Origin of the sequence: Porphyromonas macacae DSM 20710 = JCM 13914, assembly GCF_000379945.1 — a bacterium.
In the GTDB taxonomy this organism is placed as follows: Bacteria; Bacteroidota; Bacteroidia; order Bacteroidales; family Porphyromonadaceae; genus Porphyromonas; species Porphyromonas macacae.
This window is the reverse complement of the sequence record NZ_KB904124.1, coordinates 122706-134580: the sequence shown is the minus strand read 5'-3', so window position 1 is coordinate 134580 and position 11875 is coordinate 122706. Positions and strand designations below refer to the sequence as shown.

Here is an 11875-nt window from a genome sequence, read left to right as displayed (position 1 = left end):
ATGCAACAAACAGAGCGGTTAAGCACATTGCAACTGCTGGATCTGGACCGCAAACACCTGTGGCATCCTTATACGAGTACAATCGACCCGCTGCCGGTCTATCCCGTATCTCATGCCGAAGGCGTACATATTTATCTGGAAGACGGCACCGACCTCATAGACGGTATGAGTTCGTGGTGGGCGGCCATACACGGCTATAATCATCCACGCCTGAACGAGGCCCTCAAACGTCAGGCAGAGCAGATGAGCCACATCATGTTCGGCGGCTTCACTCACCGTCCGGCCGTGGAGCTGGCACAACTGCTCCTAAGCATTCTGCCTTCGGAGTTAAACAAGATTTTTTATGCAGACAGCGGTTCCGTGGCTGTAGAGGTTGCTCTGAAAATGGCTCTGCAATACCAGCAAAGCCTTGGGCAAGACAAAAAGAAACATTTCTGCACCATCCGCTCGGGTTATCATGGCGACACGTGGCACGCCATGAGCGTCTGCGACCCCGTTACGGGCATGCATGGCATCTTCAGCGGCACACTGCCCGTACAGTATTTCCTGCCCCAACCCAAAAGCCGCTTTCACGGAGAATGGGATCCGGCAGACATCAGCCCTTTACGAGAACTCATAGAAACCAAAGGACACGAGTTGGCAGCTCTGATTTTAGAGCCTGTTGTGCAAGGAGCCGGCGGCATGTATTTCTATCATCCGCAGTACCTGCGGGAAGCACGAAAACTTTGCTCCGATGCCGGCATCCTGCTTATCTTCGACGAGATTGCCACCGGTTTCGGACGAACGGGCGAACTTTTTGCTTACCGTCATGCCGGAGTGCTCCCCGATATCATGTGTATAGGCAAAGCCCTGACAGGCGGGTATATGACTTTAAGCGCCACCATAGCCACCACTCCCGTGGCAGATACCATCTGTTCGGGAGAAGCCGGCTGCTTCATGCACGGCCCGACCTTCATGGGCAACCCGATGGCCTGTGCAGTGGCCAAAGAAAGTATCTCCATACTTTTGGAACAACCCTGGCAGAATGTGGTGAAAGGCATCGAATCGCAGCTCGAGGCAGAATTGGCTCCGGCAAGAAAGCTGAGGTCTGTGAAAGAAGTTCGCGTTCTGGGAGCCATAGGTGTTTTAGAAATGAACGAGCCGGTAAATATGGCTCGCCTGCAAAAGAAGTTTGTGGCAGCGGGTATCTGGGTACGCCCCTTCGGTCGACTTTGCTACCTGATGCCTCCTTTCATCATCAAACCGGACGAACTTTCCAGGCTGACATACGAACTACTGAATGTACTCAAAAGCGAAGAATAAAACTCCATAAACAAAATATAAGAAAGGCTTACTCTTTCGCTTTCTCATCGAATACTTACTTTAATACTTTGGAATATGCAGAAAAAAACAGCTCTTATCACCGGTATTACCGGCCAGGACGGGTCTTTTTTGGCAGAATTGCTCATCGACAAAGGATATGAAGTGCACGGTATCATGCGCCGCTCTTCTTCCTTCAATACCGCACGTATCGAACATCTTTATCTCGACGAATGGGTCAGAGATATGAAAAAAAGCCGTCTGATCAATCTGCATTGGGGCGATATGACGGACAGTTCCTCACTGATACGCATCATCCAGCAAACACGCCCCGATGAAATTTACAATCTGGCAGCACAAAGTCACGTAAAAGTTTCCTTTGATGTACCGGAATACACGGCCGATGCCGATGCCGTGGGCACGCTCAGACTTCTGGAGGCCATCCGTATTCTCGGGATGGAGAAAACCTGCCGGGTTTATCAGGCTTCCACCTCCGAACTCTACGGAAAGGTGCAGGAAGTACCGCAGTCCGAAACGACTCCTTTCTACCCTCGCTCACCCTATGCCGTGGCCAAACTCTATGCCTACTGGATAGTCAAGAACTACCGTGAAAGCTACGGCATGTTTGCCGTCAACGGCATTCTGTTCAATCATGAAAGCGAGCGGCGGGGAGAGACTTTCGTAACGCGCAAGATCACTCTGGCTGCTGCACGCATTAAAGAGGGACTCCAAGACAAACTCTATCTCGGTAATCTGGATGCCAAACGAGACTGGGGTTATGCCCGCGACTATGTGGAATGTATGTGGCTGATGCTGCAGCAGGAGAAACCGGAAGATTTTGTGATTGCAACGGGTGAGATGCACACGGTACGCGAGTTTGCTACACTCGCATTCAAATATGCCGGCATCGAACTGCACTGGCAGGGCGAAGGTGTAAATGAGCAGGGAGTAGACAAAGCCACAGGCCGGGTGCTGGTGGAGGTCGATCCGAAATATTTCCGCCCCAGCGAAGTGGAGCAGTTGTTGGGTAACCCCGCAAAAGCCCGCAAATTGTTAGGCTGGAATCCTTCGCAAACCTCCTTCGACGAACTGGTACGCCTCATGATGGAGCACGATATGGCATCCGTACGGGAAAAACACTTCTGAAATCATGAACAAGGATAGCAAAATCTACGTAGCCGGACATCGCGGACTGGTGGGTTCGGCACTGTGGCGTACCCTGCAGGCACAAGGCTACACGAACCTTGTGGGACGTACGCATAAAGAGCTGGATCTGCTGGACGCCACAGCAGTAAAACAGTTCTTCGACAGCGAACGCCCCGAATACGTTTTTCTGGCAGCGGCTTTCGTCGGCGGCATCATGGCCAACAGCAGATTGCGAGCGGATTTTATTTACCGCAACCTCGGCATACAGCAAAATGTTATCGGGCAAAGCTATGAACATGGCGTAAAAAAACTTCTCTTTTTGGGGAGCACCTGTATTTATCCGCGCAATGCCCCTCAGCCGATGAGTGAAGAGTCCCTTCTTACCTCTCCTCTCGAATATACCAATGAACCCTATGCCATAGCAAAGATTGCAGGGCTTAAAATGTGCGAAAGCTTCAACCTCCAATACGGCACCGACTATATAGCCGTAATGCCAACGAATCTCTATGGCCCGCATGATAACTTCGATCTGGAGAAAAGCCACGTATTGCCGGCTATGATCCGGAAGATACATCTGTCCCGCTGTTTGGCCGAAAAAGACGAAACGGCTCTGCGTAAAGATCTCGATGCTCGTCCCGTGGGGGATACCACCGGGCGTTCTTCCATGCCGCAAATTATCAAAAAGCTGGAGGATTACGGCATCACAGGCCGGTCTCTGACTTTATGGGGTACGGGAACACCATTGAGGGAGTTTCTTTGGAGCGAAGACATGGCGGAGGCATGTGTTTTTCTGATGCAAAACCATTCATTCAAAGATTTTACTCCGGCCGGCGGAGAGATACGGAACACTCACATAAACATCGGTACCGGAAAAGAGATCAGCATTGCTGCTCTTGCACAGCTTATTGCCCGAACAGTCGGCTATAAAGGAGAAATTCAGTTCGATTCTTCCAAGCCTGACGGTACAATGCGCAAGTGCACCGATGTCGGCAAACTGCACAGCCTCGGCTGGCATCACCGGATAGAGATAGAAGAGGGTGTTCAGCGATTGTACGAATGGTATATGACTGATCAGAACAACAGCCGTTAGTGCATTTGACTTTTCTTCAAAAAGGTATATTTCCTTTACAAACAATAAACAGGGTTAACTCTTTTTCCGGGTTGACCCTTGTTTTATTCAATATGAGACGCGCTCTTTCAAATTGTTCTGATTTCAGTGATTTACAAATGCGAGAAACCTGACGTGTACTAAAAAAGTTGACACGACGGTACCGAGTGTGTTCTATCTAACAGACATTTCGATCCCATCCTTTCACCGTCTTATGCGCTTGAGCTCGTTTCATATCGGGATAGACTCAATGAAAACAGGCCTGTGGATTCGCCTAAACAGCCCATATTAAGGAATCCTATCGGTTTGGGACCCACCGAAATAAGGGGGGGGGGGAAAAGTAACAAAACATAAAAAGATTTGGATATGTTAATCATATTTCATAATGTTGAACACGTAACAGTCTATGAATCCAAATGCTTTTATTCAAAATATAGTAGATACAGCCGTGAAAAGAACTCATTTGTTGAAAATCTCTCAAATCGAAGAACAATACTTTTTCCATAAGAAACGATACAGTATAATAATACCAATGCTCATTGCTGTTATTACACTGACTTTTCCTGTCACGGTGTTTGCGCAAGATAGAGTGCAGGGGTTTGTAGTCGATCGTGAAGGTGAACCTATCCCCAATGCTTTCATCACATTGTATGAATTACCTGATAGTACATTCGTCGATAATACGGCCACGAATCAGGAAGGAATGTTTTTCTTTACCATCGATAAGAAGCACAAAAGGGAAAAATTATTTGTAGAACTGTCTTGTATAGGCTACATTAAACGATACGTCAAAGCAGATAGCCTGAACAGGGCAGTGATTTTGGATGACAATGTGGTTAGCCTTGAGGGGGTTACGATTGTAGCGGCAAGACCAACTTTTAAACGCAAGGGTGGGAAGTTTATTTATTCCCCAAGTATGGCTGACAAGAGTTTCAATGATTGTTATAGCCTGCTTAAGATAACTCCGATGCTGAAAGTTGAGAGTAATTCTGTCTCAATTATCGGACGAGGAGAAAGCACTATCTATATCAATGGTAGAAAGACGGCTATGAGCAAAGATATGATAATGGACTACCTGCGCTCTCTGCCTCCGGATAGATTGGAACGGATAGAAATCAACCCCAGATCCGGAGTTACTCACTCAGCCACTATGCGCAATGGCATAGTGAACATTATTCTAAAGCGTCAAGACGATGGATTTAAGGGAAGTGTCGGTGCGGAAATCGATTACGTGGCAGAGAGAATTTCTCCCAGATTGTCGACTAATATCAATTATGCAAAGGACAAACTGCAAATGGGTTTGAGTATTGCTCTGTATCAAGGGAATCAACTTGCTAAGCAACGTACCGAATATTTCTTCAAAAACGAACAAAGAAGCAGCAGAAGTGAATATACAAATGACTCAAAATTTAGTAGTCTTAATTCTATTCTAAACTTCTCTTATGACTTGACGGCCAATAGCCTGATCGGAGCAAGTGCTTCGTTGGGATTACGACAAAGCAAGGATGAAACGATATGGAACAATCTTTATTTTAACAATGCAGCAAACAACTCACTTACGACGACTCGGGAAACAAGAAGAACTCCTTTGCAACGCCCTGTTTATAGCACCAAAGTATTCTACAATCTAAAGACAGATAATTTGGGGAGCAATTTAGAAGTCAGTACAAGCTTTTCGAGCTTCAAGAAAACAACAAATATGCAGGGCAATCGTCGCAATGCTACAATGTTGAATTTGTATAAGCAAAACATCGCTACGGATAATTATGGCTTGAACGGACAAGCAAAATATAAGTACTTGCTGAATAAAAATAACAGAGTCGAAGCCGGATATGAAATCAACCATTCTTATTTATCGAACAATTATGCTTATTTGAAAGGAGTGGGAGGCGGTAAGTATATCCTTGAGGCTGATGTTTCAAATCACTTCGTTTATAACGAGACGATCAATGCGGGCTTTATTAAATACTCAAGACAATGGAGTGATGTATTCAATACCATAGTAGGACTAAGGCTTGAACATACGGATATTGAGGGTAATCAGAAAACAACAGGCGAGAGGTATCGTAACTCATACACAAATCTCTTTCCTCAGATTGGTCTTGAATTTGACTTGGCAGATGGCATTCACAATATAGCGCTCGATTATGGCAAGTCGCTTACACGCCCCTTCTTCAATTACTTAAATCCATTCAAAGTCTGGCAGTCCGAGCTGTCATATACCAAAGGAAATATATATCTGCGGCCATCGATTTCGAGCAGTTTTGAATTCACATACACTTTGAAGGGTAATTACGTTTTTGGAGTCCTCTACAATCACGATACCGATACATACGGATCTTACTCCCTGCCTTTGGAAAACAATGTTATAGAGAATGGTATATCCAACTATGGATATGACAATAGTTTTTCGTGTTATGCTTCGGTGAATCGAACGTTCTTCAAAGGATTTTGGCGGCTTGCAGCTTCTGCGGAGTATAACTATTCAGAGTCCAAAGGTAAGATTGAGACGGTGGATGTTGGTTACTCCGAATCAAGATGGGGCGTGCAATTGCGCAATGTGATTACACTTTCTGCAAAACGACGTATCGTAGGTCGTCTCAATTATAGCTACTCTTCTCCATCGAGGGGCTTAACGAAAATTGGCTATGCCAAGCATCTCTTGTCTCTGTCGTTAGCAAAAACATTCCTAAATGGTTCATCGTTTAATATCTATTTATCTAATATCCTCAACTACAAGCCTGATGGATATTTCGACAATTCTCTATATCATTATATGCAAGATAATTTGCTAAATCAGACCATGATACAGGTACAGTACACTTATTCTTTTGGTAATAAAAGACTACGAAAACTTAAGGATCATTCCACAGATAGTAATCTAAGCCGTTTCAAAAACGACTAAATAGGCCGTTGCCGAAAAGCCCAAATAGAGTAGGCGTCATTTAATAAAAAATATCAGTTCGATGTAAGTGATAATCGTGGGTAGTCTGTATTATCCAGCTGTGAGAGCAGGTAATGTCTTAAAAAAGTGTAATGGTCAAGACTCATTCGGCATGGTTCTGTTAAATCCGTTCGCAGATCCCGTTTGTCTGCGAGCTTTTCCCTTAACCTTGGATTTCTGTTATAAATTATTCTTCTTATTTATATCTGTCAGATTGAATCTTGACTCATTCATCTCAATAGTGATTTCCGTCAAATTTGATCGATGGAAGAGCTGTTTATTCAGTTGGGTGATCCGCCGGGGCGATATGGAAAAATCCGGCTTGACTGTCTATTGTTATTTTACCTTTGCTGAGAATGTCGTTTCCGAGAAGACCGTCCAATAGAATGAAGCCATCCATGTTTTTTGTGCCGTCGATACTTGATTCAGGCAGATTGATCTTTTGATTATTGTGCTGTAATATAACATTCTTTAGCTTGATTATTTTTTCTCTGTTTATGGAATGGATACCGAAACTGATCATTTGTCCTTTTCCTTTCATCCATTGCTGCATTTTCGGTCCGGCATGAGCTGAAAAAGTTGTTTTGTTAGCCCCTGTGTCCAGAAGTAGTCGAATCGGTTCTCCTGAAGCCGTTTGCATCAGCACATGAGGAGCTTTTATCCAAAACAGATTTTCAGATTCAAGAGCTGTTCGCTCTTTCGTCGGCTCTATAATTACCTGCTTATCCGGCCAATCGATTGTTATCCTGATCTTGGAGATAATATCCCAACCGATTATACCGTCCATTTTTGCAACTTTCATTCCCATGAATGAAACTCCTATTTTGTTTTGTATTATTATCGGAGCTTTATTGATGGTCAATTCGCCTATTTTTATATTTTCGACAATGCCGATACCGGTCTCTCTTCCTTTTTCATTTGCATCTACCAGGTTCAAACACTTTTTATCCAGTATTTCTATATCGCATTCTTTGGCTGTTTTTGCAGAAAGAACAGACATCGAGCATCCGGTATCTATCATCATCTTTTTCTTTTTTCCGTTGATTTGCACTTCAATAAACGGTGTTTTTGCATAGTTCAATTTTATAATAGGTATCGTATCGCTTTTTTGTATAGTGAAAACTCTCGGGGCTTTTTCTTTTAATTGTATATAATAGTCCGTTGGTCGGAAAGATAAACTCCTGGTTCTGTTTGCATCTTCCCACATTCCCCTGCGGTCATAGTACTCGCAGAGTAATTGTTTATATTTTTCTCCGTAAGGATTTTTGAGAAGCAGTTTTTCCGCTTTCTGGGGATTTCCCGAGTAGAGCGCTTCAAAAGCTTCAACCAAAGACCGTTCGGTAGAGTCCTTAGCCATACCGTATGCAGCTTCAAAGTCTACGCAGTTCACCGCATCGCCGTAATCTTTGTATGTCGTTTTTGTTTGCCCTTTGCTTGGAAACAGTACAAGTAAAAAGATGATAAAACCGTATATGACCGTTCGTTTCATGGTGTTATGGTTATTTTGCTGCAAGATAGTTATTTGTTATGATTAAAAATCCGGAAACGGTCATCGTTCTATTTTTCTCTTTGTTCTTCTTACTCTTCATCGTATCTTTATCACGATGGTGTTTTTTTCTGATTCGTTATCTGCAAGTTTATTTATCGGTATTACAGAATTTTTACAGAATGTGATTCTATATTTAAGGGGTAAAACTTAAAATTATTTGAACAATGAAACGAATTATTATTTTTCTGATAAGTGTCTTTTTCGCTTCGGCAGCTCTTTATGCCACCAACGATAAGGTGATTTCTCTATCCGAATTGCCGGTGAAGGCACAAACGATGATCAAGAAACATTTTCCCAACCAAACGGTCAGTTTTGTGAAGATGGATCGCGACTGGTTAAGTAAATCTTACGAAGTGGTTTTTTCCAACGGCGATAAAATCGAGTTCGACAAGTCCGGCGACTGGATGGATATCGATTGTGAATACACTGCTGTGCCAACGGAGCTTATTCCTGCTCGAATAATGGCACAGGTTTCCGCAAACTATTCCGGTCAGAAAGTAACGAAGATAGAGAAGAAGAGACGCGGTCGTTATGAGGTCGAGCTGTCCAATCAAATAGAATTGACGTTCGATAAGAATTTCAAACTTATCGAACTCGACCGTTAGACGCTTTGCAGTGGAGAAGATGAAGGCGGTCACTGCGTTTTATTCCGTAAAGGTCTTCACCACGGCTTAAACAATTGTTGCGGAGAGATGTTTATAAAACTGCAACCCCTCTTGTGTATGAGGTTTGCAAAACCGACAAACATTTCAAATACAACGTTTATATGATAGATAAGAAAAAGCCGGACATTTATCACGATGTAGCCAACCCGATGAGTTTTCATTTGGAGAGCACGCGAAACAGTTTTCATCTGAAAACGATTTGCGAACCCGAAGGAGCGGGTTTGCTGTATGGCGGCGGCGAATATCCCGTAGGGGCTTTGGTAACGCTCGAGGCACAGCCGTCCAGCAGTCGATATGTGTTTGATGCATGGTATTATCAGGGTGCTGTTTTCTCTCACAATCCGTTCTTTACCTTTTTGCTGGAAGAAGATTTGGAAGTGATTGGCCGCTTTGTGCCGTCTCATGAGTAGTATTCCTTAGAGAATCCTTTTCACAGGCATTCGTCCTGTTGATTTTGAAGCAAGCAAGGCTTCCCGCAGAGGGATGCCTTGCTTGTTTTGTGAATTGTAAAGAAACGAAAAAGCCCCATTCCTTTGAATCTTTTTATTGATTGATAATCGATGGCTTCGTCCCATTCTTGAGGTCGTTGGGAAATTTTGTCGAGGTGTGGATAAAACCGCTATCTGTGGGTTGAAAATTCTTAGCGCAATGGATTTTCAACGAAGTTAACTTGGATTTTTTTTCTTTGCCTGAAGAATTTTCAACCATCAGGCAGAGAATTTTTCAGTACACGTCACAATTTTTGCGTTTTGCTCTAAATTTACAACGGTGTTGCACTCGATACCGGACCCGGCATCGGTATCGGACTTTTTTGCTTTTGGACAAGAGGGTTAATATGTTTACATTTATACAATAAAACTTATATCGTATGAAAAGAATGGGTAAAATATTATCAGCTCTCTTTTTGTTGATAGCCGCAGGTCTGCTGCCTTCGTGTGATCAAGTTATTTTTGAAAACGGCAATGGTTATCGGGTTGTTTCCGGCAGGAAGATCAAATCAGCTTTGGGTTCTCTGGAAATCGGAATGAGCCGGCAGGAGGTCAAAAACTGCCTGGGCATCCCCAAACGGCGCAGTTTTATCGAATTGAATGATGGGCGTAAAATGGAAAAATGGGTCTACGTGCTCCATGAAAATCAGGAGAAAATAGCGGATGAGTATTTCCTTGACTTTGAAGGAGACCGTCTCGTTTCTTTGGATATACAGAAGGTTTACCCCCTTTAGCCTTATCCCGGCTTTATGAATGCATCAAACAGGCTATCTTTGTGTGGATATTGTTTGCCGTTTGGAAGTTATCCGCATGTAACACGAACAATTGAACTGTCTTTTTTGGAAACAACACTTAATTTATTGCAATAATGAACGAAAAAGAAGAATTGATGACGCAGGTACGCGCCAAGGCCATGGAATGGCTAAGCCCCCAGTATGATGAAGAAACCCGCAACGCAGTACAGGCGATGCTGGACAGTGCGGATCCCATGGAGTTAATAGATTCTTTCTATAAGGATTTGGAGTTCGGCACGGGTGGTCTGCGCGGCATTATGGGTGCAGGCTCGAACCGCATGAATCGCTATACCGTGGGTGCTGCCACACAAGGCCTTTCCAACTATTTGAAGCGGGAGTTTGCTGACTTGGATCAGATTAAAGTGGTTATCGGCTATGACTGCCGGAACAACAGCCCCCATTTTGCCGACATCGTGGCTCACATCTTTGCAGCTAACGGCATCAAGGTTTATATTTTCGACAAGTTGCGCCCCACACCGGAGATCTCTTTTGCCATTCGTGCTTTAGGCTGTCAGAGTGGTGTGATGATTACAGCTTCGCACAACCCCAAAATCTACAACGGCTATAAAGCCTATTGGTCCGATGGCGCCCAAATGATTGCTCCGCATGACCGCAATACCATTATCGAGGTCAATAAGATACGTAATGTTCAGGACATCAAATTCGAAGGTAACGACGAACTCATAGAAGTAATCGGCGAAGAGATGGACAAGCAGTTTATCGAAGCCGTTAAATCTCTTTCTCTGTCTCCCGAGGCTGTTAAGAACCAGCGTGATATGAAAATCGTGTACACGCCCATTCATGGCACAGGGGTGGAGATGGTACCGCGCGCGCTCAGGGCATTCGGTTTTGAAAACATTATCAATGTACCCGAGCAGGATGTGGTTAGCGGCAATTTCCCCACCGTGGATTCGCCCAATCCGGAAAATCCCGAAGCAATGGCATTAGCTGTGGAGAAAGCAAAAGAGACCGGAGCAGAGCTTGTGCTGGCTTCCGACCCCGATGGCGACCGTTTAGGAGTAGGTCTCAGAAATAACGAGGGAGAAATTACCCTGATCAACGGAAACGAAATCTGTACGCTGATGACCTACTACTCGATCATGCGCCGTAAAGAGCTGGGCGATTTGAGAGAAAACGATTATGTGGTGAAGACCATCGTAACGACCGAACTGATCCGTGAGATTGCCAACCGCAATGAAGTGACGCTTTACGATTGTTACACCGGCTTTAAGTGGATTGCCGATGTCATCCGCCAGAACGAGGGTAAAAAACGCTATATCGGTGGTGGTGAAGAGAGTTATGGTTTCCTGTGGGAGGATTTTATTCGGGACAAAAGCTCGGTGTCTGCCTGCTGTATGTTTGCCGAGATGAATGCCTGGGCTTTGGACAAGGGTATAAGCCTGTATCAAATGCTGCAAAACATCTATCTGGAGTATGGTTTTTTTGCCGAAAAAGGTATCAGTGTAGTACGTACGGGTAAGTCCGGTGCCGACGAAATCGAAGCCATGATGAAAGGTTATCGCAATGAACCGATGACGGAAATAGCCGGCAGCAAGGTCAAGGAACGGCTGGATTATGCCAGACTCGAAGGTTATGTGAGCGATACCGGGGACGTGTTTACACTCGATATGCCTACGACGAGCAACGTTTTGCAGTTTATGACCGAAGACGGCACCAAACTGAGTATCCGCCCCTCCGGCACGGAGCCTAAAATCAAGTATTATATCGGTGTCCGGCAGCCGGTGTCCTGCAGGGAAGATCTGCCCGAAGCCGAAAAAATCTGTGCCGGGAAAATCGCCCGTATACGTCAGGAATTGAATATTTAACCCGAATAACACGAGGTGTCCTGTATATAAATCGAATTGCAGGACACCTTTTTATC

At 44.5% G+C, this 11875-nt stretch carries 9 protein-coding genes; 8 read left to right on the top strand and 1 reads right to left on the bottom strand.

The window, feature by feature from the left end; all coding sequences use genetic code 11:
• From bioA to A3GI_RS0100630, 4 genes are all read left to right on the top strand, one after another.
• Window positions 1-1302 carry an adenosylmethionine--8-amino-7-oxononanoate transaminase gene (gene bioA, locus A3GI_RS0100645; protein ID WP_040575233.1) on the top strand — a complete coding sequence of 434 codons (1302 nt, stop codon included), beginning with the start codon at window positions 1-3 and terminating at the stop codon, window positions 1300-1302.
• Window positions 1303-1377: 75 nt separating this feature from the next.
• The gene (gene gmd, locus A3GI_RS0100640) at window positions 1378-2445 is read left to right on the top strand and encodes a GDP-mannose 4,6-dehydratase (protein WP_018359544.1); all 1068 of its coding nucleotides are present in this window, start codon (window positions 1378-1380) and stop codon (window positions 2443-2445) included.
• 4 nt (window positions 2446-2449) lie between these two features.
• On the top strand, window positions 2450-3535 hold the full coding sequence (locus A3GI_RS0100635; protein ID WP_018359543.1) for a GDP-L-fucose synthase family protein: 1086 nt from the start codon (window positions 2450-2452) through the stop codon (window positions 3533-3535).
• A gap of 550 nt (window positions 3536-4085) precedes the next feature.
• On the top strand, window positions 4086-6458 hold the full coding sequence (locus A3GI_RS0100630; RefSeq protein WP_162151348.1) for an outer membrane beta-barrel family protein: 2373 nt from the start codon (window positions 4086-4088) through the stop codon (window positions 6456-6458).
• A gap of 316 nt (window positions 6459-6774) precedes the next feature.
• Here A3GI_RS0100630 and A3GI_RS0100625 read toward each other — a convergent pair whose 3' ends face one another.
• Window positions 6775-7986 carry a retropepsin-like aspartic protease gene (locus A3GI_RS0100625; RefSeq protein ID WP_018359541.1) on the bottom strand — a complete coding sequence of 404 codons (1212 nt, stop codon included), beginning with the start codon at window positions 7984-7986 and terminating at the stop codon, window positions 6775-6777.
• A gap of 224 nt (window positions 7987-8210) precedes the next feature.
• Here A3GI_RS0100625 and A3GI_RS0100620 point away from each other — a divergent pair, with 224 nt between their 5' ends.
• The 4 genes from A3GI_RS0100620 to A3GI_RS0100605 all read left to right on the top strand — a co-directional run bounded on the left by A3GI_RS0100620 (window position 8211) and on the right by A3GI_RS0100605 (window position 11819).
• Complete coding sequence (locus tag A3GI_RS0100620) at window positions 8211-8651, top strand: PepSY-like domain-containing protein (RefSeq protein WP_018359539.1); 441 nt, start codon at window positions 8211-8213, stop codon at window positions 8649-8651.
• Window positions 8652-8812: 161 nt separating this feature from the next.
• Window positions 8813-9121, top strand: a complete 309-nt coding sequence (locus A3GI_RS0100615; RefSeq protein WP_147277705.1) for a hypothetical protein — start codon at window positions 8813-8815, stop codon at window positions 9119-9121.
• Window positions 9122-9588: 467 nt separating this feature from the next.
• Window positions 9589-9933, top strand: a complete 345-nt coding sequence (gene bamE, locus A3GI_RS0100610; RefSeq protein WP_025079385.1) for an outer membrane protein assembly factor BamE domain-containing protein — start codon at window positions 9589-9591, stop codon at window positions 9931-9933.
• Window positions 9934-10067: 134 nt separating this feature from the next.
• Complete coding sequence (locus A3GI_RS0100605) at window positions 10068-11819, top strand: phospho-sugar mutase (protein ID WP_018359536.1); 1752 nt, start codon at window positions 10068-10070, stop codon at window positions 11817-11819.
• Window positions 11820-11875 lie beyond the last annotated feature (56 nt).